Raw genomic sequence first — 22,217 nt, forward strand, 5'->3', positions numbered from 1 at the left:
CACATTACCGCGCGGTAATGTGGGCTTTGTTGTATTTGTACTTTACCAATAACTAAGCGTTTGAGTAGTTTTCTCGTTGTCCTAGCCAGCGATCAATGATGGCTTTGGCGTTATCGGGGTAACTGTCATGAATATAGCGAGCCAGCTTCTGCACTTGTGGGATCATGTATTGGTCACGGATAAGATCGGCGACCTTAAATTCAGCAATACCGGTTTGTTTGGTACCTAATAATTCACCTGGGCCACGAATTTCTAAATCTCGTTGGGCGATCACAAAACCATCACTACTTTGACGTAATACCCCTAAACGCTTTTGTGCGGTTTTAGACAGGGGGGCGTGATAAAGCAATACACAGTGACTCGCAACTTTTCCTCGACCGACACGTCCACGTAGCTGGTGGAGCTGCGCTAAGCCTAATCGTTCAGGGTTTTCAATCACCATTAAACTGGCATTGGGTACATCCACTCCGACTTCAATCACGGTTGTGGCAACTAACAAATTCAGCTCACCAGCTTTGAAACTTGCCATCACCGCTTGTTTTTCTGCGGCTTTCATTCGTCCGTGTACTAAACCAATTTTTAAATCAGGCAGTAAACCCGTCAGTTCATCGGCAGTATCTGAGGCGGCTTGGGCTTCCAACACTTCTGATTCATCAATCAAGGTACATACCCAATAGGCTTGGCGTCCTTCATTAACGCAAGCTGATCGAATACGCTCGATAATTTCAGGGCGACGGGCATCGGGTAAGGCAACAGTTTGGATCGGTGTTCGGCCGGGGGGCAGTTCATCAATGACCGAGGTATCCATATCGGCATAAGCTGTCATGGCAAGAGTACGTGGAATGGGGGTTGCTGTCATGACTAACTGATGTGGATAGCGACCCTCATTGGCCCCTTTTTCTCGTAGCTCTAAACGCTGATGGACACCAAATCGGTGTTGTTCATCGATGATAACGAGTGCTAAATTTTCAAATTTAACGTGGTCTTGGAATAAGGCATGCGTGCCGACCACCATCTTCACTTCACCACTCGCAATACGGGCAAGTTCCGTTTCGCGCGCTTTGCCTTTCAGCTTACCTGCCATCCAACCAACCTGAATACCCATAGGATTAAGCCAGTTGGCAAAGTTGATGGCATGTTGCTCTGCCAGTAATTCCGTTGGTGCCATTAAGGCGACTTGAAAGCCATGTTCGATGGCGCGTAGGGCGGCAAGAGCGGCAACTAAGGTTTTACCTGAGCCAACATCCCCTTGAACTAAACGCATCATTGGTTGCGGCTTAATAAGATCGGTTTCAATGTCAGCGACAACACGTTGCTGCGCACCTGTTGGAGTGAACGGCAGACTATCGAGCAGTTGCTGCTTTAATGAATCTTTTGCGGCAAGTGGCCAAGCACTATGTTGTTGTCCTTTGCTGCGCAATGCCAACATCGATAAATTTTGCGCCAACAATTCTTCTAAAATTAACCGGTGTTGAGCAGGATGCTTACCTGCTTCTAATTGATCTAATGAGATATCAGGGGTTGGACGATGCATCGCACGTAATGCCTGCGCAAGCGTCATTTGACGGTCGTATAAACCTTCAGGCAGTAGTTCTGTCACCGCTGCCTTATCGAGCAAGTTGAGCGCTTGGTCGGTTAGGTTACGCAGGGTCTGTTGACGTAAGCCATCAGTGGTTGGATATACTGGTGTTAAGGTTTCTTCAACACTAAGCTCGGTCGGCTCTGAGAAAATACGGTAATCCGGATGAATGATCTCAAGACCGAATTTACTGCCTTTGATTTCGCCGTAAGCCTTAACTTGTTTACCTTCAGCAAAGCTATTTTTCATTGCTGCATTGAAATTAAAAAAGCGCAGCGTAACAGAGCCTGTGCCGTCTCCAATTTTTACTGCCAGCATTTTACGTTTACCAAAAGTAATACTGGTATGGTGGACTTCACCTTGAACGGTCAAGTGTTGCCCTGGCATGGCTCGATTGATAGGCCAAATACGAGTGCGATCCTCATAGCGCAATGGTAAGTGAAACAGTAAATCTTGGACATTATGGAGCCCAATCTTTTCCAGTTTCTCTGCCATTTTTGCTCCAACGCCAGAGAGTTCAGCTAGCGAAATAGTATTGAGGAGTTGTCCGCTCATTACTCGTTATTCTCCATTGCGGGTTGGCGTTTTTTCATTTTCTTCGCTTGCATGGCTGCCCACCATGCTTCATCAGCAACAATCTGACCTTGATCATCGAGTTGTGGGTAAGGTAAGCCCTTTTGTTGTGCGACTTTAGCAAGAACAGGATGCCCGCGTTCAAATAGGATTCGGTTAACGACATCATCTGGTAGTAAGGTTTTTTCACGCTCATACATACCAGCATTTTGACGTTGGCGTTGTGCTTCGTACAAAATCAACGCGCTTGCGACTGACACATTTAATGACTGCACCATACCGACCATTGGAATGATGATATCTTGATCGGCCATCGCTAGCGCTTCAGTTGTGATCCCGTTTTTCTCTCCGCCTAAAATAATCGCTGTTGGTTTGGTGTAATCAACATCACGAAAATCAATCGCAGTATCAGATAGGTTGGTAGCCAGTACCTGCATGCCTTGATCTTTTAATGCTTGTACGGCTTCAACCATAGAATCATGGGTATCTAATTCAACCCAGTTACGCGCACCAGCCGAAGTATGGCTTAATACTTTCATCCCTTCTTTGGGCCAAACGGCATGGACTTTATGTACACCGACAGCATCAGCTGTGCGGATTATCGCTGAGACATTATTTGGTTTGTGGACTTCTTCCATACATACCGTCAGATCGGGCTGACGCGTTGCCAATACTTGGTGGATACGTTGAAAACGATCTGGGGTCATGGAGGTTACCTAATGAAAACAAATGAGATAGGTTAATGATAATAAGGCTTTATTGCCAAATACACAAAACGCCCAATAAAGGGCGTTTTTATGATGAAAACTGTGCGTATCTTAACGCTTAGTTTTTCTGGCGCGCGACACGTACGACATTTGGCATAATACGAATTCGACGCATAATGTTGGCTAAATGAATGCGGCTACGTGTGGTTAACTTTACGGTGATGGTGTATAAACGGCCATCTTTTTCTTCCGTCGCTAAGCCTTGAATATTCGAGCCTGTCGCAGCAATAGTGTTAGTGAGATCGGCTAATGCACCTTGGTGGTTTTGCATATCAACTTTCAAGCTGGTAACAAATTCCTGATCGAAGTCTTCACTCCATTCTACCGCCATGTACTTATCCGGCTCTTTACGATAACCACGGACATTGGCACATTCTTCACGGTGGATCACTAAACCTTTCCCTGGACTAACATGGGCAATGATTGGATCGCCATGGATCGGATGACAGCAGTTAGCAAAGGTTAATAAAATGCCATCAGCGCCTTGAATTGGTAAGCGACGATCATTTTCTTTTGGCGTGAGCTCATCGACATTGCCTAACAAACGACGAGCAATGACCACACTCATCACTTCACCTAAGCCGATTTCAGCGAGAAGATCATCCATTGAGCTGAGTTTGAGATCCGACAATACCTTGGTAATATTTTCGTTAGCAATATTATCAATATTAGTGCCACCAAGAGCATGGTTTAGCAAGCGACGACCTAAAGTAATCGACTCGTCACGACGCATGGTTTTCAGCACTTGGCGGATCTTCGTGCGGGCACGGGATGTCACCACGTAGTTAAGCCATGCAGCGTTAGGTCTAGCGCCAGGAGCACTAATGATATCAACGGTTTGACCGTTTTTAAGTGGTTTGCTTAGTGGATAAGGTTGGCGATCAACGCGAGAGCCAACACAAGCATTACCGACATCAGTATGCACGGCGTAAGCAAAATCTACCGCGGTTGCGCCAACAGGTAATTCAACAATACGGCCTTTCGGGGTAAAAACGTAAATCTCATCAGGGAAAAGATCGGATTTTACGTTCTCAATAAATTCAAATGAGCTACCTGCACTTTGTTGAAGTTCAAGTAAGCTTTGCATCCAACGCTGGGCTTTAACTTGCGCTGTAGTACCTGAGCTTTCGCCATCTTTGTAGGTCCAGTGCGCAGCAACGCCTTTGTCTGCCATTTGATCCATGTCTTCGGTACGAATCTGTACTTCAACGGGAACACCATGAGGGCCAACAAGCGAGGTATGCAGCGATTGATAGCCATTGGCTTTCGGGATCGCAATGTAGTCTTTCATGCGGCTAGGACGGGGTTTGTACAGGTTATGTACTTGTCCTAATACGCGGTAGCAGGTATCTAAATCACTCACAAGTACACGGAAAGCATAGATATCCATGATGGAGTGGAAACGCTGCTCTTTGTTCTTCATCTTGTTATAGATAGAGAACAAGTTTTTCTCACGGCCTAATACGGTAGCGTGAATTCCCGCATCACTGAGGCGACCCTCAATTTCAGCGTGAATTTTATTGATCATCTCTTTACGGTTACCACGCGCCGCAGCTACCACTTGCTTTAATACACGGTAGCGATTTGGGTATAACGCTTCAAAGCCAAGCTCTTCAAGTTCAGATTTGATGTTATGGATACCCAGACGGTGGGCTAGAGGAGAGAATATTTCAAGAGTTTCGCGGGCAATACGACGACGTTTATCGGGGCGAAGGGCACCGAGTGTTCGCATATTGTGGGTACGGTCAGCCAGCTTAATCAAAATTACGCGAATATCATGCGCCATTGCCATGATCATTTTGCGGAAGTTTTCAGCTTGTGCTTCTTTTCGATCTCGAAACTTTAATTTATCGAGTTTCGATACGCCATCGACCAATTCTGCGACAGTGTCGCCAAAACGGCTGGCGAGATCTTCTTTAGTGACCTCGGTATCTTCGATAACGTCATGAAGCAATGCCGCCATGAGCGTTTCAATATCGAGACGCATTTCCGCCAAGATGCGAGCAACCGCAACGGGGTGGATAATATAAGGCTCGCCAGTGGAGCGAGTTTGCCCTTCGTGTGCGTCGCGAGCAACGAGAAAAGCCTGCCTAAGAGCCTCTAGCTGAGGCTCTGGCAGGTACTCGATTGCGACTTCTTTCAGGCTATCAAAAAGATACAATTCGCCCGGTTCCCTGATTAACGGTGGTCGCCAGCAATAGCACTAACTGCTGCTAATTCAGCAGCTTCTTGCTCTTGCAGTTCCTGACGCTCACGAGCATCAAGGATATCTTTAGTAATTAGGCCTTCTTCGATTTCACGAAGTGCAATTACTGTGTACTTGTCGTTTTCTTCAGGAACCAATGGATCCTTACCGCCGGTTTGCATTTGACGTGCGCGGCGAGCAGCAATTTGGATCAGATCGAAACGGTTGCCAATTTTATCAACAGCGTCTTGAACGGTTACGCGTGCCATGGAGGACTCCAGTGGTTATTAAATTAGGAATAGAAAATTGTACAAAATAACTTACTGATCTGCTAGTAGTGCAGACAACATGCTCTTATATTTAGCAGCTTGTTTGTCTTGCTTCAATCGTTCAGCACGAATAATTGCTTTAAAGTCGATTAAAGCAACATCAAAATCATCATTTACGATAACATAATCATACTCATCGTAGTGTGAGATTTCTGAACGAGCTTCTTGCATACGACGTTCAATAACAGCTTCGCTATCTTGACCGCGCGCATTTAGACGACGCTCTAATTCCTCTTTTGAAGGAGGAAGGATGAATAAGCTCTTAGCCGCTGGCATTTGTGTGCGAATTTGACGCGCACCTTGCCAGTCGATATCAAGGAATACATCAATTCCTTTATTTAATTGCTCTTCGATCCATGGGCGTGAAGTGCCATAGTAGTTGCCGAATACTTCTGCATGTTCAAGGAATGCACCTTGTTCTACCAAGTCAGTAAATTCTTCTACGCTAACGAAATTGTAATGAACACCGTGTTCTTCACCCGGGCGCATACCACGAGTTGTGTGGGACACGGATACTTTCATGTCATAGGTCGGGTTTGTTTCAAGAAGGGCATTAATCAGACTTGATTTACCAGCACCGCTTGGGGCCGACACGATGTATAGAGTACCTTTGCTCATTGCCTATTTTCACTCAGTGATAGAAGGGCGCGAAGATTATCATGATCTGCGCATAATTGAAATTAGCTAGTTGCTGGAAAATTCATCTTTTTGTGCGATATAGCTTAAGCCTAGTTGGCTTTAATGCGTTTTTCATAATTGCAGCAGCTAATCAACGACAACCAAGGAAGCAATGGCTTCCTTGATTGAGCGATTATCGAGTTATTCGATATTCTGGATTTGTTCGCGCATTTGTTCAATCAAGACTTTAAGTTCAACTGCAGAAGCTGTGACTTCAGTGTTGATTGATTTTGATGCGAGGGTGTTAGATTCACGATTGAACTCTTGCATCATGAAGTCTAAACGACGGCCACATGCGCCACCTTTTGCGATGATTTTTTGGGTTTCTTTCACGTGAGAATCAAGGCGATCAAGCTCTTCTGCGACATCACTCTTTTGCGCGAGCATGATCAGCTCTTGTTCAATGCGGTTCGCATCAAGATCAACTTTTGCCTCTTCAAGGCGAGACATAATGCGCTCACGCTGCCAGTTGATGATTTCTGGCATCATAGTGCGTACCTTGGTTGCTTCAACCGAAATAGCATCCAGACGTTGGTCGATAAGCTGCTTCATGTTATCGCCTTCGCTTGCACGTGCGGCAATGAAGTCATCCATAGCGAGTTCAAAACCCGTCAGTAGATCTTTGTTAATCGCATCTAAGTCTTGCTCTGGCGCTTCCATCACACCCGGCCAATTAAGGACTTGGAATGGGCCGATATTACCTTCACCCGCGGTTTCTTTTACCCATTTAGCAGCAGTAATAACTTGTTTTGCTAACGCTTCATTGATGGTTAGTGCTGTGTTTGCGGCAATATTGGCTTCAAAACGTAGATTACATTCCACTTTACCGCGAGCAAGACGTTTACGGAAACGCTCACGTAATACTGGCTCTAAGCTACGGAATTGCTCAGGCATACGAATGTAGGTTTCAAGATAACGTTGATTTACTGAGCGGATCTCCCACACAGCAGTGCCCCAATCGCCTTTAATTTCGCGACGGGCATAAGCAGTCATACTATGGATCATGGCTTTTGGCCTTTTAGTTGAGAATGGTGCGACGACTAACTTACCGTTACCCACGATAAGTCTTAATTATTCATAACAGGTGCGTCGTTACCGGGTGTTGAGATTATATGCGATATTGGCCTCAAGGGGCTACTGTTTGTCAGCTTACGTTATCGTTTTCTCGTGCACTGAGATTGAGTTATCGCTATAATCGCCGGTTAATATCATCCAGCCAAAGGGAAATCCCGATGCGTCCAAACGGAAGAAGTGCGACTCAAGTTCGTCCAATCACTATTACTCGCCAATATACAGCCCATGCTGAAGGTTCAGTACTGGTTGAGTTTGGTAATACCAAGGTTATTTGTACCGCGAGTGTAGAAGAAAATGTTCCGCGCTGGTTAAAAGGCAAAGGCCAAGGTTGGGTGACGGCTGAATATGGCATGTTACCTCGTGCTACGCATACGCGTAACCGTCGAGAAGCTGCGAGTGGCAAGCAAGGTGGACGTACGATGGAAATCCAACGTCTTATTGCACGTAGCTTGCGTGCTGCGGTTGATTTAAAAGTATTAGGCGAGCAGATGATCACCGTTGACTGTGATGTTATTCAGGCTGATGGTGGCACACGTACCGCATCTATTACCGGTGCGATGGTTGCACTGGTTGATGCAATTAATTACATGCTAGAAAAAGGCATGATTAAGAAAAGCCCACTGAAAGGTATGGTCGCTGCGGTATCTGTGGGTATCTATAAAGGCGAACCTATTTGCGATTTGGAATATCTTGAAGATTCAGCGGCTGAAACCGACATGAATGTGGTGATGACAGAAGAAGGCAAGATGATTGAAATCCAAGGTACTGCCGAGGGTGAAGCCTTTAGCCATGAAGAATTACTGGCAATGCTGGCTCTGGCGAAAGACGGTATAACCGATATTATTTCGATGCAGAAGCAAGCGTTAGCAAATTGATATTAAGCGGTTCCTATTGGGAGCCGCTTTTTTTTAGCTAAAACTGAATATCAAGTGGAGTACTTGTTGGTTTTAGTTGTTACCTGATGAGTGTTAGGTAACAGGTACATTGTTAAAACACAGAGAAGTAGTTTAAGGAGACACAATGAAAGCATATCAGCGTCAGTTTATTGAATTTGCCCTAGAGAAAGGTGTATTAAAATTTGGTGAGTTCACATTGAAATCCGGTCGTAAGAGTCCGTACTTCTTTAATGCTGGCTTATTTAATACCGGTCGTGATTTAGCACGTCTTGGTCGTTTTTATGCTGAAGCTTTGGTTGATGCCAAGATTGAATTTGATGTGTTGTTTGGCCCAGCGTATAAAGGGATCCCGATTGCAACCACAACGGCAGTTGCCCTTGCTGATCACCATGATGTTGATACGCCATATTGCTTTAACCGTAAAGAAGCAAAAAATCATGGTGAAGGTGGCAATTTAGTCGGCAGCGCACTAGACGGTCGTATTATGTTAGTTGATGATGTGATCACGGCAGGTACGGCGATTCGTGAGTCAATGGAAATCATTAAAGCGAATGGCGCAGATTTAGCTGGCGTTTTAGTGGCGATTGATCGTCAAGAAAAAGGGCAAGGTGAATTATCTGCGATTCAAGAAGTTGAACGTGACTTTGGTTGTGCGGTTATTTCAATTGTCTCGCTAGGCGATGTGGTGACCTACCTTTCTGAGCAAGCAGGCATGGAACAACATCTTGAAGCGGTAAAAGCGTACCGTGCCGAGTATGGTGTATAAGTACGGCTTAAGAAAAAAGAGATAATAAAAAAGCGAGGGCTGAGGCTCTCGCTTTTTTGTGTCCGTCAACTAAGTATTAGCCTAATTGCGCACTTAATAGCTCCCAGTATTCATCAAAGTTTGCCGTTGGCTTGTATTTGAAGTTAGAGCGAACATAGCGGTTTAAACTGCCTTCTACTTGACCTAGAAGTTGTGCTGCTAAAACTGACTCATCAACAGGAAAGCCTTTACCCTCACGAATTTTACGCTCTTTTAAGATCTGGCGAAGTTGCGATTCAACACGTTCGAACAGTTGATTAATACGAGATTGAAGACGATCTTGTTCAAACATCAGAGCATGGCCAGTCATGATACGAGTTAAACCTGGGTTACGCTCAGCAAACATGAGGATGAACTGCATCACCATACGTAAACGGTTCAGTGTATCTTTTTCATCATCTAAAATGCGGTTAATACGCGTGGTAATTGAATCTTCAATAAATTCAATTAACCCTTCAAACATACGCGCTTTGCTTGGGAAGTGGCGGTAGAGTGCAGCTTCTGAAACTCCAACATTCGCGGCTAGCATTTTGGTCGTGATGCGTTGACTGCCTTGGTTGGACTCCAGCATATGCGCTAAGCACTGAAGTATTTCCTCGCGGCGATTGTTCTTTTTGGTGCCTGCCATGAATTATCGTTCCTTTACAAAATGAGACTGTCCATGGACAGTATGAAACCCGCCTATCTTAGCGATGCCTTGGCGTTGTGAAAAGTAGCGCAATCGAAATGTACGTATTTTTATTCGCAAAAAAAGCGCAAGCTGAAGAGGTTGCGCTTTGCTTTAATATGTTGCCTTTATTTTATCATCAAAATTGATAATACATGGCTAATTAGATCACGCTTTTTTAACATCAATAGCGATTAGCTACGGCCTGAATGACCAAAACCACCTTCGCCACGATCTGTGCTATTAAAATTTTCAACGATATTAAACTGCGCTTGTACCACAGGTAAGAAAACCAATTGAGCAATACGATCACCTGGTTCAATAGTAAATGTGGTTTCACCTCGGTTCCACACCGACACCATTAATTGACCTTGGTAATCAGAGTCGATAAGGCCAACAAGATTTCCCAAAACAATGCCGTGCTTATGGCCAAGGCCTGAGCGAGGCAGGATGGTTGCCGCAAGATTTGAATCGCCAATATGGATCGCAAGACCTGTTGGTACAAGATGGGTCTCACCCGGTGCGACGGTTAATGCTTCATCTAAACAAGCGCGTAAATCTAAACCAGCAGAACCTTCGGTTGCATACGCTGGGAGTGGGAATTCATTGCCAACTCGTGGGTCAAGAATCTTCAGATCAATACTATTCATATTTTGCTCTATTGTTTCGCTTGTTGGTAAAGGTTAATAATTTCATTGACTAATTGCAGCCCAAGCTCTGATTTGGCAGCAAGAGGTAGTGCTTTATCACCGTTAGACCAGTAAAGGTGTAGCGCGTTGTTATCACTATTAAAGCCTTGGTCTTGTACCGACACATCGTTGGCGCAAATCATATCAAGGTTTTTCTTTGCCAGTTTACCACGTGCATATTGCTCAACATCTTGTGTCTCTGCTGCAAACCCGACCGTAAATGGGCGGTTTTCTGTTAAGGCCGCTACGCTGGCAACAATATCAGGGTTTTTCACTAACTGAATCACCATCTCATCATTACCGTCTTGTTTTTTCATCTTTTGAGTTGCGAGATGAGCTGGACGGAAATCTGCAACGGCAGCACAAGCAATAAAAATGTGGTGATTAACGGCATGTTCAAGTGCCGCTTGGTGCATCTCTTGGGCACTACTGACATTAATACGCGTTACACCATCAGGTGTGGTTAAATTTACTGGGCCACTGATTAGGGTGACGTTTGCACCACGCTTTGCTGCTGCTTGAGCAATGGCGTAGCCCATTTTTCCTGAGCTGTAGTTACTTAGATAACGTACTGGATCAATCGCTTCTCGTGTAGGACCTGCCGTTACCACAATATTTAGACCACTAAGGTCTTGTGGCTGAAAAAAGTCTTCGCAGCAATGTACCAGTTGCATGGGTTCTAGCATACGACCAGGGCCTACATCACCACAGGCTTGCTCACCACTTGCAGGTCCCCAAATACGGCAGCCGCGACGTTGTAAGGTGGCAATATTCTCTTGTGTTGCGATATTGCGGTACATTTGCTGATTCATCGCAGGGCTAACAGCGATTGGTGCATCGGTTGCGAGACACAGTGTTGTCAGTAAGTCATTGCCCATCCCCGCACTCATTCGAGCAATCAGATCCGCGGTCGCAGGAGCTAAGAGAACTAAATCTGCCCATTTAGCTAATTCAATATGACCCATGGACGCTTCTGCGGAAGGATCTAGCAAGCTATCTGAAATGGGGTGGCCTGACACGGCTTGCATGGTGAGTGGGGTTATAAACTCTTTTGCAGCTGTGGTCATGACAATGCGCACTTGCGCCCCACGTTCAATAAGTCGTCGGGTGAGCTCTGCACATTTGTAAGCAGCGATACCGCCGCTAATGCCGAGAAGAATTTTTTTTCCTGCCAGTGTTTGCATTCGTCTGCCTGTGTCTTGGGCTTATAAATTGGCAACAAGATACCACCAAAGTAATTTTTGATCATCGATTCGGATCAACTCTGAATTGAATGGGAAGTTGTATGCCTCGCATTTTGAGTACTGAATATTTTATTGATTACTTTTTCGCTGTGACTGTTTTCTAAAAAAGCGTCTTGTTAGGTTGTGATAATGGTGTCGGCTGTTTTGCTAGTGGCATATCAATGGGAGGGATTATGTCATTAAAGCAATTACCAGCCGCATCGCGACCGCGAGAAAAATTATTATCTCATGGCTCTGATGCATTAACCGATGCTGAATTATTAGCCATTTTTTTACGCACCGGTACTCAAGGAATGAATGCACTGGAATTAGCGACCCATTTACTGGATGAGTTTGGATCTCTTCGAGCACTGCTTGGTGCTGAAAAACAGATATTTTGTCAGGTTAAAGGTTTGGGACCGGCAAAATTTGCACAATTGCAGGCAGTTTTAGCTTTGAATGAGCGGTATCTAGAAGAAACTTTAAAAAAAGATGATGTCCTCACAAGCCCGCAAAATACCCGTCGATATTTAGCGAGAAAATTACGTGATAAACAGCGTGAAGCCTTTTATATCCTGTTTTTAGATAACCAGCACCGAGTGATCACAGGAGAGGTTTTATTTGAAGGAACGATCGATTGTGCGAGCGTTTATCCACGTGAAGTTGTAAAAAGATCACTAGAACTTAATGCAGCAGCGCTCATTTTAGCGCATAATCACCCATCAGGCGTCGCTGAACCTAGTCAGGCTGACCGTCGAATAACGCGCAAAATCAGTGATTCGCTGGCTTTGGTCGATATTCGTGTTCTGGATCATTTTGTTGTTGGTGATGGAGAGATTGTTTCTTTCACCGAGCGTGGTTGGCTATAAAATAGCCGATTTTTCGATAAAAAAGTGAGAAAGGATCTGCTCGGGACTTGAGCAACTGGTTTTGACTTAGTATAATGCGCGACCTTTGATAGCTGTGGTTATCTGTGAAAATTATTTTTACAGTGAATTTCTACAGTAGATATCGAGCTGAAACGATTTGGAGAAGACAGTAATGTCCCGAGTATGCCAAGTAACTGGTAAGCGTCCTGTAACGGGTAACAACCGTTCACACGCACGTAATGCCACCAAGCGTCGTTTTCTGCCGAACCTGCAAACTCATCGTTTCTGGGTAGAAAGCGAAAAACGCTTCGTTAAACTACGCCTTTCTGCGAAAGGCATGCGTATCATCGATAAGAAAGGCATTGATGTCGTTCTTGGTGAAATGCGTGCTCGCGGCGAGAACGTTTAAGAGGATTTAAAGAATGGCTAAAGGCATTCGTGAGAAGATCCGTCTAGTATCATCTGCTGGTACAGGCCACTTCTACACTACCGACAAGAACAAGCGCAACATGCCAGGCAAATTTGAGATCAAGAAATTTGATCCAGTAGTTCGCCAGCACGTGCTTTACAAAGAAGCTAAAATCAAGTAATTGGTTTTATCAATCTTTGATAAAAACCCAGCCTAGCTGGGTTTTTTTATATCTATTACTTTTCTATTTAACACCGCTGACTTCCTTTCTGTTACTTATTTATCTGCCAATGGTGCAATGACCTTACCAGTGTTATCTTTATTCTCATTAAGATAAGACAGGAATGGATGAATGCGCTTAACTCGACGTGGCTGGAATAACATTATCATCATTGGTGTATTGTGCTTTATCGCGATAATTAAATTGCCCGATTTACTTCGCGAACGATTTACCCCCAAAGAAGCGGTGACAAAAACTGTAACCGAGCAAGTAAATAATATTCCCAATACTGTTTTTGTCCTCTCGCCAGATCTTTTGATTCAGCGAGTTGTTTTTCCACATTTTACGGTTAAGAAAAGTAACGGGCAGTGGCAAAGCTCGTCTAAGTTATCGATTTCAGCCAGTGAGTTAATACAACGTTGGCAACATCTACAAGGCACTGTGGTGGATGAAGCAACAATATCAAAGTTAAGTTTACAGTTACCGCCTCCACAGACGATAGAAGTTTTGGGGGAGCAACAAATAGAACCGATTCGATTAACAGTTTATGCCTTACCTAAATTTTGGTTGTTCAATAATGGTCAACAATGGGTTGCTGTGTCTGTTGCTGCGGATTATCTGTTTCCGACGTCTGTATCAAATAACCAATAAAAACGAGATTGAGTCATGCCTGAATTACCAGAAGTAGAAGTGAGTCGAATGGGGATATCTCCTCATGTCATCGATCAAACGGTAAAACAAATTATTGTCCGTAATCCTCGATTGCGGTGGCCTATTCCTGAAGCGATTAAAGCGATAGAAGGGCAAGTGATTCGTGGTGTGACACGTCGCGCTAAATACTTGTTACTAGAAACAGATGTCGGTTATGCGATTGTGCATTTAGGGATGTCAGGCAGCTTACGTGTTTTACCCGTCGGAACCCCGGTTGAAAAACACGATCACGTTGATTTGGTTCTGACTAGTGGTGAAGTGCTACGCTATAACGATCCTAGGCGCTTTGGTGCGTGGTTATGGGAAGAGAAAGGGGTAACACACCCTGTGCTTGAGAAAATGGGCCCAGAGCCGCTGAGCGACGATTTTAACGTAGAATATCTACATGAAAAAGCACAGGGAAAACGGACAGCAATAAAACAATTTATTATGGATAATCATGTGGTTGTTGGTGTGGGTAATATTTATGCCAATGAATCTCTGTTTGCGGCTGGTATTCACCCTAAACGTGCCGCTGGCAAAATCTCACTTGCTCTTATGACGAAGCTGGTGGCAGAGATCAAATCGGTATTAGCCTTTGCCATTCAACAGGGCGGTACGACATTAAAAGATTTTAAAAACGCAGACGGAAAACCAGGATATTTTGCGCAAGAGTTGCAGGTATATGGCAAGGCAGGTAAACCTTGCCCTAAATGCGGTAAGGCCTTAAGTGAAGCCAAAATAGGTCAACGCGCGACAGTGTTCTGCAGTGATTGCCAGAAGTAGGTTCGATAATAATTAACCTAGGTATCATCATTATTGAGTCAGTTGGTTTGGGATTAACCTTTGTTGATTGATCTAAAATGGTATTATGCCCACAGTATTTAGGTTGAGTAGCGCATAATGAAGCGTTATTGAGGATAGAAAAATGAAATATCTCATCACTGGTGTTGCTGGTTTTATTGGTAGTGCAATCACCGAACGTTTATGTGCTCAAGGCCATCAAGTCATTGGTATCGATAATCTTAATGATTACTACGATGTATCACTTAAACAAGCGCGTTTAGCTCGTATTGCTCATCCAAGTTTTACTTTTATCGAATTAGATTTAGCGGATCGTGAGGGTATTGCTAACTTATTTGCAGAGCAGCAATTTAACCGCGTTATCCACTTAGCGGCACAAGCAGGCGTACGTTACTCGATTGATAACCCATTGGCCTATGCTGATAGTAACTTGGTGGGACATCTCACGATTTTAGAAGGTTGTCGTCATAATAAGGTTGAGCATCTGGTTTATGCGTCTTCAAGCTCAGTATATGGCTTAAATCATAAGACACCGTTTAATACGGCAGATAGCGTTGACCATCCCATTTCACTTTATGCTGCAACTAAAAAATCTAATGAGTTGATGGCACATACCTATTCGCATCTTTACGGTGTTCCAACGACGGGCTTACGCTTCTTTACTGTTTATGGCCCATGGGGGCGTCCAGATATGGCATTGTTTAAATTCACCAATGCGATCATGGAAGGTAAAGAGATCGATGTGTATAACCATGGCGATATGCGCCGCGATTTCACTTATATCGATGATATAGTTGAAGGTGTGATGCGTATTCAGGATGTGATCCCACAGCCCAATGCTGATTGGACAGTAGAAACTGGCTCACCAGCAACCAGCTCTGCCCCATACTGCGTGTATAACATCGGTCACGGCAGCCCTGTAAAACTGATGGATTATATTGAAGCGTTGGAAGAGGCATTGGGCATTGAAGCGAAGAAAAACTTCATGGACATGCAACCGGGTGATGTTTACATGACGTACGCAGATACAGACGATTTATTTAAAGCGACGGGCTATAAGCCTGAAGTGAAAGTCAAAGAAGGTGTAAAAGCCTTTGTTGATTGGTATCGCGAGTTTTACAAAAAATAAGGAAAGGCGCATAAAGCGCCTTTTTTTAAATGTCTATTTTACAAACTTTTCTAATAATGCTTCAGTAATGAGTGGATCAACAAACTGACTGACATCCCCTTTGTGTAATGCGACTTCTTTAACAATGGTTGAAGAAATGAAGGAATTTTCTTCTGCTGGGGTTAAGAAGACAGTTTCTAGTTCTGGCATCAAACGACGATTCATATTGGCGAGCTGAAATTCATACTCGAAATCGGATACTGCACGCAGACCACGGACTAGAATGTTGGCGTTGCGCTCTTTAGCAAAATCAACCAACAGCCCTGAAAAACCAACAATCTCTACATTATCTAGGTGTTTGGTAATTTTACCTGCTAGTTCTACGCGTTCATTAAGATCAAACAGTGGCTTTTTACTTGGGTTAAAAGCAACGCCAACAATCACATGATCAAACATTGCAGCTGCACGCTCAATTAAGTCTAAATGACCGTTGGTAATAGGATCGAAAGTGCCAGGATAAATTACTCGAGTTGTCATAATTGTCGTTACTTCTTGTGCTTTAGGTGAAGACCTAAGTATTTATTTAGGACGTATTGGGCGTTTATACAAGCAATAATAAACCCATGCTTACCGTCTAGAAACCCAGCTTTAAGAATGTAAGTTCGAATAAAGCTAAACATAGAGTGGATAACAGCAGAGGCAATAGATGATTTTTTGCCTTTTAAAAACTTTTCTTCAGCCCAAAGCTCTGCATACTTTTGTTGTTTGCGCTGAAACTCAAAGAAATCTTCAAAAGTGTAATGTTCTAAATTACCCGTTAGTTTTTCGACTTTGCCATTAGCAGGGATCACAATAGACTCATGTACTTTGACGTCATTATATTGGGTTTCATTGCGACGATGTAAACGCGAGATCCAATCTGGATGCCAACCAGAATGATGAATAAATTTACCAAATGCTGTGCTGAGTCTATTAACTTGATAAACCGTATTGATGTGATTGCTTGCGACAGCTTGTTGAATCGATAGACGTAGCTCTGGCGTTACTCGTTCGTCAGCATCAAGCCATAAAATATAATCGCTCTCAACATATTGTTGAGCACGTTGACGTTGCATACCAAAACCAGGCCAATCATGACTGACAAAAAATTTATCAGTATATTGGCGTGCAATGGCTTCTGTTGTATCGCTACTGCCAGAATCAAGGATCACGATCTCATCAACCCAATCTTTTACTGAGTTTAAACATGCCGCCAGATGCTTGGCTTCATTTTTGACAATCAGTGCAACAGCAAGGCTTGGTTTGGTGTTTTGCTGGTTCATTGTTTTCTCACTGTGATTGGGTCAAAGTTAAGGGGTCGATGATGGTATCAAGTTGGGTGATAACATCCTCAACAGAAATTGCAGCCATAATATCACTGCCTTTCACTCGTGCTCCCCAAGGAAGTTCTGAGACAGGTTTGCCATAATGCTTTTCTGCAAATTGTTGATACACACTGACGACATATTGTTGGCTAAGATAAGGGCCTGTGCGTGTTGGATTACTATGCCCGTACAAACCGATCACTGGAGTGCCCTGTGTGGTTGCTAAATGGGCTGGACCTGAGTCGGGAGCGATAACAACCGTTGCGTATTTTAGTAATGCGGTTAACTGGATCAGGCTTGTTTTACCAATAAGGTTAGTAATAGGGTGATGGCAATGTTGTATGATCTTCTCACCTAACGTTTGCTCACGTTGTGTCGGTGAACCACATAGGATGACATTTAATCCTTTGCTAACGGCATGATCTGCAACGGCAGCATAGCGCTCTATAAGCCAGTTACGCTCATCTTTACTAGCAGCCGGTGAGATGATCAATGTTGGTTTGTTAGTATATTGCTGAGCAAAGGCCATATCTTCACTTGATAATGGGATCTGCCAATCTGGAGTTGTAAAAGGTACGCCTATGTAGCGAGCAAACTCAGCAAAGTTATCAAGTACATGAGAAGCATTTGTTTGTGGCAGCTTTCTATTCGTAAAGAGCCATTGTCCCTCTTTGGCTCTTTGGCGTGAAAAGCCAACTTTATAACGTGCTTTAATTCCTAAAGATAATAGGCTTGCGCGTAGCGCTACTTGCATGTCGAGTAAGGCATCAAACTTTTGACCTTTCAAGGTATTCCAAACTGCTTTGATCCCTTGCCAGCCTGCTTTTTTATCAAAACTAACCACCTTAACATTAGGCAGTGTACCCACAAGCTGAGCTTCTGTTTTGCCCACTACCCATGTAATACTGGTTTCTGGCCAATGTTTTTGGATAGCTTGTACTACAGCGATCGCATGACACACATCACCAATAGCGGATAGCCGTAAAATACAGATGGATTGAGGCGCAGTGGTAAACAAAGCCATAGTGATACCTAATAAAAAGTGGTTAGCGAATTATGCAGTTAGCGCTGGTAATTGTAAAATAAACCAAAATAAACAGGAGAAAGACAACAGTGCAGAAAATTAGCCATGAACAGCAAATGATATGGTTTGATGACAATTATTTAACTGTCGATCCGCATTGTTGCTTTGAGATTGATTTTTGGCGTCAACAAAATGCAATTGTCGGCTCGGCGCAAGGACGGGGCACGACTTGGTTCGTTGCTGGCGATAAAATGGAAATGGCATTGCGTCATTATCGTCGTGGTGGCTTATTTGGTAAGTTGGTGAGTGACAGTTATTGGTTTACTGGTTGGGATAAGACCCGGAGTTATGCTGAATTGATGCTGCTAAAAGTCTTACGAGAAGGTGGGGTAAATGTTCCTCGTCCTGTGGCCGCAAAAGCGGAAAAGAAGGGCTGTGTTTATCGCGCAGATATTTTGGTTGAGAAAATTCCTCATAGCCGTGATCTCGTTGCGCTACTTATCAAGTCATCTTTGCCAAGTTCGGTTTGGCGTCAAATTGGTATTATGATCCGTAAGATGCATGATCTGCAGGTTTGCCACACCGACTTAAATGCCCACAACATCTTGCTTGATATGAAGCAGCAAGTTTGGTTGATTGACTTTGATAAATGCTATCAGCAACAGGGTGAAAGTTGGAAAAAAGATAACTTAGCCCGTTTAGAGCGCTCATTTATCAAAGAAGTGAAGAAGCGTAATATTCAATGGCAAGCTCAAGATTGGCAAGCGTTATGCGATGGCTATCAACAAGGTTAGGGATGAAGTAGCGATGAGTGTGGGCTCTCATCGCTATAAATTTAATGCAGGTAGTCAGTAATGCTATCAATGGTGCGTTGCACTGCGCCCTGATTTTGCTCTACCACTTTTTTAGCGTTTTCTCCCATCACATGCTGACGTTCTGGGTTATCAAATAACTCAATCACTTGCTGTGTTAGCTCTGTGCTATCTTGACAGACTTCTATCGCGTTAGCTTGCAGTAGTTGCTCTGTAATATCGATAAAGTTGTAGTAGCTAGGGCCTGTGATAGCAGGTTTTCCTACTGCGGCAGGTTCGAGTAGGTTATGTCCACCGACTTTATCACCGATCAAACTTCCCCCGATAAACGCCACATCACTACTAGCAAGAAGTAATAGCATCTCACCCATGGTATCGGCTAAATACACTTGGGTTTGTGACGTAAATTCAGTGTTATTAGTACGACGATGAACGGACAATTGAAATTGCTGTTTTGCCAATATTTCAACATCATTGAAGCGTTCAGGGTGACGAGGAACGATGATGAGTAATGCATTTTCGTTGTGCTGCAATATCGTCTTAAAAGCCGTAAATACCTGCTCATCTTCACCTTTGTGAGTACTCGCAGCAATGAACACAGGGCGATCTTGACCCAGTTGTGAACGTAATTGTGCTGCGTGCTCAAAGACCGTTGGCGTAATAGTAAGATCGTATTTAATCGAGCCTGTTACCGTAACCTTCTCTTTGGCCGCTCCAATATCGATAAAGCGTTTTGCATCGTCTTGATGAAGACAAAGAATCCTATCGACATTATTGAGTAGTGGTTGGGTAAAAAACGCTGCCGATTGATAACGTTGAGCAGAGCGTTCTGATAAGCGAGCATTAGCTATTACAATTGGAATCTGCTGTTTTTTAACAGTTGCTAGCGTATTGAGCCAGAGTTCTTTTTCAACAATCAACATTAGTTTAGGTTGCACCGCTTTGAGAAAGCCTCTGACACACCAAGCAAAATCAATCGGCATGTAGCGGTGTTCAATCAAATCACCTAGCTTGGCTATTTGCTCCGCACCTGTGCTGGTTGTTGTTGTTACCACGATAGCTTGCGCTGGATATTGCTCTTTTAGCGCTTTGATCAGTGGCGTGATGGCAATCGATTCACCAACCGATGCGGCATGGACCCAAATAGGCTTCTGACCATTAACTGCAGGCGTAAAACCAAAGTGCTCTTTCCAACGCTTACCAAAACGAGGTTTCCCCGGTTTTTGTTTGTATAGCCCAAACAGAAGTAACGGGGAAGCCAGAGCAAGCAGTAAGGTATAAACGATTCTCAGTAACATATTCACTTACGCTTGTTGTAACTTATTGATCGCAGCAACCACTAAATCAGGTGTTAGCTCTGTTAAACACTTCAAATGACCTAATGGACACTCGCGCTTAAAGCATGGGCGACAACTGATATCGGTATTTAATACTTCAACATGCTTAGCTAGCGGTGGGGTATAACCCGGTGATGTTGAGCCGTATAACGCCACGATATTACAGCCAACAGCGGCTGAAATATGCATTAGGCCAGAGTCATTGCTAACGACGGTCTTACAGGCGGCAAGTAAATCAATTGCCTCGATTAAAGACGTATTACCAGCAAGATTTTGGCAATGCGTTTGCATTTCCTGCGGCAGGCTGGCTTTTATTTTATCGGTCACTTCACGATCTTTTGCTGAGCCGAATAACCATACTTGGTTACCTTGCTCTATCAGCGTTGCGGCAGCTTTTGCAAAATGTTGCTCCGGCCAACGTTTTGCAGGGCCAAATTCAGCACCTGGACATAAGCCAATCACGGTTCTTTCTTTGTTTAAGCCGAATTTAGTTATCGCTTCATTTTGAGTTGTGGCGTCGATGGTAAGTTTTGGATGTGGCATATCAGTTAAACAGCCCGAGCCTGTCATTTCCGTTGCCGGATGCGCGAGTGCAATATAGCGTTCAATCATCAAATTGAATGATTTTTTGTTATTGCGCAGATCATTAAGTAAACCGTAACGCATCTCACCTTTCCAGCCGGTACGAACTGGGATCTTGGCAAATAAGGGGATTAATGCTGATTTGGCTGAATTAGGTAAAACATACGCATGATCATAGTTGTCATCGCGAAGAATTTTACCTAATTGATAGCGAGCAAACAGATTGAGATCGCCATGGCCAAGCGGCATTTCAATCGCTTGATTGACCTCAGGCATGCGTTCAAGCACGGGCTTACACCAGCCGGGCGCCATCACATTAATGATAGCGTCAGGGTGAAGCTTTTTAAGCTCGGTATAAAGACATTGCGACATTACCATATCGCCAACCCATGATGGGCCAATAATTAATATTTTCACATTACAACCGTTGGTTTATACGCTTTGAAAGAAGTTCAGCTGCTGCTTTGTTGTTTCTTGGATTGAAAAATGGGCTTTTAATCGTTGTTGTGCATTCTGTCCCATTTCAACGCGTACTGTTTTAGATTCTGCTAATTGTTTAATTTTATCAGCTAATGCTTGAGGATTATTGGTTTCAACCACAAATCCGGTTTTACCTTCTTCTACTAACTCTTTACTGCCGCCAGTAGTTGTGACAACGGAAGGTTTTGCCATTGCCATCGCTTCGATAATTGTTTTGGGTAGACCTTCACCGCTAATAGATGGCTGCACTTGGATATCGGATGTCGCCATGATTTCAGGTACATCAGAGCGATAACCTAAAAAGTGAATACGATCCTGCATGCCACTGTTTGCTGCTAGTTGGTCATTTTCTTCCGTATCCATATCACGACCAACGAGTACCAGATGTAGATTGTCGATATCAGCTAATTGCTTAGCGGCATCAAGCAGAACATGCACGCCTTTGGATTTACGTGCATTGGCGACACAGGTAACAATAATATCATCATCGGTTAAGCCGATTTGCTCACGTGGCAGAGCATCTGCTTGATACCAAGCTAAGTCATGACCTTTATAAATGGTTTGAACTTTTTCAGGTGCTAGCTTAACAACGCTCCGTACAGACTCTGTAACCGCTTCTGCGACGCAAGAAATACCATTCACGCGAGGATGAAGATGGGTTAAATATGATGATGGGTCATGACGGTAAATACCACCAACAGTGCCACGGTAGCTAATAAGTTTTGTATCCGGAAAACCAATACAAGCAAACGCAGCGTTAGGGATAGTTTTAGAGTTAAGCGCATACACCACATCATAATGGTGTTGGCGTAGTTCATGACGAATTGTTTTTATTGTGTTGAAGCAAATTTTACGACTTGGGTAGCAATCGATAACCGTTATTCCAGCTTCACGAAAACGCTCGACATAAGGCGCATCACCTTGGGTGATAATCGTGACTTCGTGACCTTGTTTGACCATCTCGATACACATTTCGGCTTCTGGTCTAACGCTGTTCCAAGCATCCATATAGGAGCTTATTATCATTATTCTCATTATTTTGCTCAGTCGATT

24 protein-coding genes are annotated in these 22,217 nt (G+C 43.8%); 9 read left to right on the forward strand and 15 right to left on the reverse strand.

Features of this window, described 5'->3' with window-relative positions; genetic code table 11:
* Nucleotides 1–52: 52 nt before the first annotated feature.
* From recG to C9J45_RS09860, 6 genes are all read right to left on the reverse strand, one after another.
* Nucleotides 53–2,134 (reverse strand): ATP-dependent DNA helicase RecG, encoded by a 2,082-nt coding sequence (gene recG / locus C9J45_RS09835; RefSeq protein WP_107292471.1) that lies wholly within the window; start codon nt 2,132–2,134, stop codon nt 53–55.
* Nucleotides 2,134–2,859 (reverse strand): tRNA (guanosine(18)-2'-O)-methyltransferase TrmH, encoded by a 726-nt coding sequence (gene trmH / locus C9J45_RS09840; RefSeq protein WP_107292472.1) that lies wholly within the window; start codon nt 2,857–2,859, stop codon nt 2,134–2,136. Before trmH ends, recG begins: the two co-directional genes overlap by 1 nt.
* A gap of 118 nt (nt 2,860–2,977) precedes the next feature.
* Nucleotides 2,978–5,080 carry a bifunctional GTP diphosphokinase/guanosine-3',5'-bis pyrophosphate 3'-pyrophosphohydrolase gene (spoT, locus tag C9J45_RS09845; RefSeq protein WP_107207439.1) on the reverse strand — a complete coding sequence of 701 codons (2,103 nt, stop codon included), beginning with the start codon at nt 5,078–5,080 and terminating at the stop codon, nt 2,978–2,980.
* A 17-nt stretch (nt 5,081–5,097) separates the two neighbouring features.
* Complete coding sequence (gene rpoZ / locus C9J45_RS09850; protein WP_005371960.1) at nt 5,098–5,373, reverse strand: DNA-directed RNA polymerase subunit omega; 276 nt, start codon at nt 5,371–5,373, stop codon at nt 5,098–5,100.
* 51 nt (nt 5,374–5,424) lie between these two features.
* The gene (gene gmk, locus C9J45_RS09855) at nt 5,425–6,051 is read right to left on the reverse strand and encodes a guanylate kinase (RefSeq protein ID WP_107207440.1); all 627 of its coding nucleotides are present in this window, start codon (nt 6,049–6,051) and stop codon (nt 5,425–5,427) included.
* Nucleotides 6,052–6,252: 201 nt separating this feature from the next.
* Entirely contained in the window at nt 6,253–7,116 is an 864-nt protein-coding gene (locus tag C9J45_RS09860) for a YicC/YloC family endoribonuclease (protein ID WP_107207520.1), read from the reverse strand.
* Between the two features lie 227 nt (nt 7,117–7,343).
* Here C9J45_RS09860 and rph point away from each other — a divergent pair, with 227 nt between their 5' ends.
* Together rph and pyrE are read left to right on the forward strand one after the other, a co-directional pair.
* On the forward strand, nt 7,344–8,060 hold the full coding sequence (rph, locus tag C9J45_RS09865; RefSeq protein WP_107292473.1) for a ribonuclease PH: 717 nt from the start codon (nt 7,344–7,346) through the stop codon (nt 8,058–8,060).
* Nucleotides 8,061–8,205: 145 nt separating this feature from the next.
* Entirely contained in the window at nt 8,206–8,847 is a 642-nt protein-coding gene (gene pyrE / locus C9J45_RS09870) for an orotate phosphoribosyltransferase (protein WP_045083819.1), read from the forward strand.
* A 76-nt stretch (nt 8,848–8,923) separates the two neighbouring features.
* Here pyrE and slmA read toward each other — a convergent pair whose 3' ends face one another.
* From slmA to coaBC, 3 genes are all read right to left on the reverse strand, one after another.
* Entirely contained in the window at nt 8,924–9,514 is a 591-nt protein-coding gene (gene slmA / locus C9J45_RS09875; protein ID WP_005371955.1) for a nucleoid occlusion factor SlmA, read from the reverse strand.
* A 233-nt stretch (nt 9,515–9,747) separates the two neighbouring features.
* Entirely contained in the window at nt 9,748–10,203 is a 456-nt protein-coding gene (gene dut / locus C9J45_RS09880) for a dUTP diphosphatase (RefSeq protein WP_107207441.1), read from the reverse strand.
* Nucleotides 10,204–10,211: 8 nt separating this feature from the next.
* Nucleotides 10,212–11,426, reverse strand: coding sequence for a bifunctional phosphopantothenoylcysteine decarboxylase/phosphopantothenate--cysteine ligase CoaBC (coaBC, locus tag C9J45_RS09885; RefSeq protein WP_107207442.1), 1,215 nt, complete (start codon nt 11,424–11,426; stop codon nt 10,212–10,214).
* A gap of 233 nt (nt 11,427–11,659) precedes the next feature.
* Here coaBC and radC point away from each other — a divergent pair, with 233 nt between their 5' ends.
* From radC to C9J45_RS09915, 6 genes are all read left to right on the forward strand, one after another.
* Nucleotides 11,660–12,334: a DNA repair protein RadC gene (gene radC / locus C9J45_RS09890; protein WP_107207443.1), complete on the forward strand. Its 675-nt coding sequence runs from the start codon at nt 11,660–11,662 to the stop codon at nt 12,332–12,334.
* A gap of 172 nt (nt 12,335–12,506) precedes the next feature.
* Entirely contained in the window at nt 12,507–12,743 is a 237-nt protein-coding gene (gene rpmB / locus C9J45_RS09895; protein ID WP_005371944.1) for a 50S ribosomal protein L28, read from the forward strand.
* 13 nt (nt 12,744–12,756) lie between these two features.
* Nucleotides 12,757–12,924 (forward strand): 50S ribosomal protein L33, encoded by a 168-nt coding sequence (rpmG, locus tag C9J45_RS09900; RefSeq protein ID WP_005371942.1) that lies wholly within the window; start codon nt 12,757–12,759, stop codon nt 12,922–12,924.
* A gap of 171 nt (nt 12,925–13,095) precedes the next feature.
* Nucleotides 13,096–13,614 carry a hypothetical protein gene (locus C9J45_RS09905; RefSeq protein WP_107292474.1) on the forward strand — a complete coding sequence of 173 codons (519 nt, stop codon included), beginning with the start codon at nt 13,096–13,098 and terminating at the stop codon, nt 13,612–13,614.
* 15 nt (nt 13,615–13,629) lie between these two features.
* The gene (gene mutM, locus C9J45_RS09910; RefSeq protein ID WP_107292475.1) at nt 13,630–14,439 is read left to right on the forward strand and encodes a bifunctional DNA-formamidopyrimidine glycosylase/DNA-(apurinic or apyrimidinic site) lyase; all 810 of its coding nucleotides are present in this window, start codon (nt 13,630–13,632) and stop codon (nt 14,437–14,439) included.
* Between the two features lie 142 nt (nt 14,440–14,581).
* On the forward strand, nt 14,582–15,586 hold the full coding sequence (locus tag C9J45_RS09915; RefSeq protein ID WP_107207446.1) for an NAD-dependent epimerase: 1,005 nt from the start codon (nt 14,582–14,584) through the stop codon (nt 15,584–15,586).
* 33 nt (nt 15,587–15,619) lie between these two features.
* Here the strand turns inward: C9J45_RS09915 and coaD are convergent, their stop codons facing one another.
* Genes coaD through C9J45_RS09930 form a run of 3 tightly spaced genes read right to left on the reverse strand, consistent with a single transcriptional unit; the run spans nt 15,620 to nt 17,953 of the window.
* Complete coding sequence (gene coaD, locus C9J45_RS09920) at nt 15,620–16,102, reverse strand: pantetheine-phosphate adenylyltransferase (protein ID WP_107207447.1); 483 nt, start codon at nt 16,100–16,102, stop codon at nt 15,620–15,622.
* An 8-nt stretch (nt 16,103–16,110) separates the two neighbouring features.
* Nucleotides 16,111–16,887: a glycosyltransferase family 2 protein gene (locus C9J45_RS09925; protein ID WP_107207448.1), complete on the reverse strand. Its 777-nt coding sequence runs from the start codon at nt 16,885–16,887 to the stop codon at nt 16,111–16,113.
* A gap of 7 nt (nt 16,888–16,894) precedes the next feature.
* Nucleotides 16,895–17,953, reverse strand: coding sequence for a glycosyltransferase family 9 protein (locus C9J45_RS09930; RefSeq protein ID WP_107292476.1), 1,059 nt, complete (start codon nt 17,951–17,953; stop codon nt 16,895–16,897).
* A gap of 89 nt (nt 17,954–18,042) precedes the next feature.
* Here C9J45_RS09930 and C9J45_RS09935 point away from each other — a divergent pair, with 89 nt between their 5' ends.
* Nucleotides 18,043–18,747: a 3-deoxy-D-manno-octulosonic acid kinase gene (locus tag C9J45_RS09935; RefSeq protein ID WP_107260593.1), complete on the forward strand. Its 705-nt coding sequence runs from the start codon at nt 18,043–18,045 to the stop codon at nt 18,745–18,747.
* A 41-nt stretch (nt 18,748–18,788) separates the two neighbouring features.
* On the opposite strand, the gene waaA is transcribed toward C9J45_RS09935, so the two are convergent.
* Genes waaA through C9J45_RS09950 form a run of 3 tightly spaced genes read right to left on the reverse strand, consistent with a single transcriptional unit; the run spans nt 18,789 to nt 22,199 of the window.
* Nucleotides 18,789–20,063 carry a lipid IV(A) 3-deoxy-D-manno-octulosonic acid transferase gene (gene waaA, locus C9J45_RS09940; protein WP_107292477.1) on the reverse strand — a complete coding sequence of 425 codons (1,275 nt, stop codon included), beginning with the start codon at nt 20,061–20,063 and terminating at the stop codon, nt 18,789–18,791.
* A 6-nt stretch (nt 20,064–20,069) separates the two neighbouring features.
* A complete protein-coding gene (gene waaF, locus C9J45_RS09945) occupies nt 20,070–21,101 on the reverse strand; it encodes a lipopolysaccharide heptosyltransferase II (RefSeq protein WP_107260597.1) in 1,032 nt (343 codons plus the stop codon).
* Nucleotides 21,102–21,116: 15 nt separating this feature from the next.
* The gene (locus tag C9J45_RS09950; protein ID WP_107247062.1) at nt 21,117–22,199 is read right to left on the reverse strand and encodes a glycosyltransferase family 4 protein; all 1,083 of its coding nucleotides are present in this window, start codon (nt 22,197–22,199) and stop codon (nt 21,117–21,119) included.
* Nucleotides 22,200–22,217 lie beyond the last annotated feature (18 nt).

This window comes from Photobacterium sp. GB-1, assembly GCF_003026165.1.
GTDB lineage: Bacteria > Pseudomonadota > Gammaproteobacteria > Enterobacterales > Vibrionaceae > Photobacterium.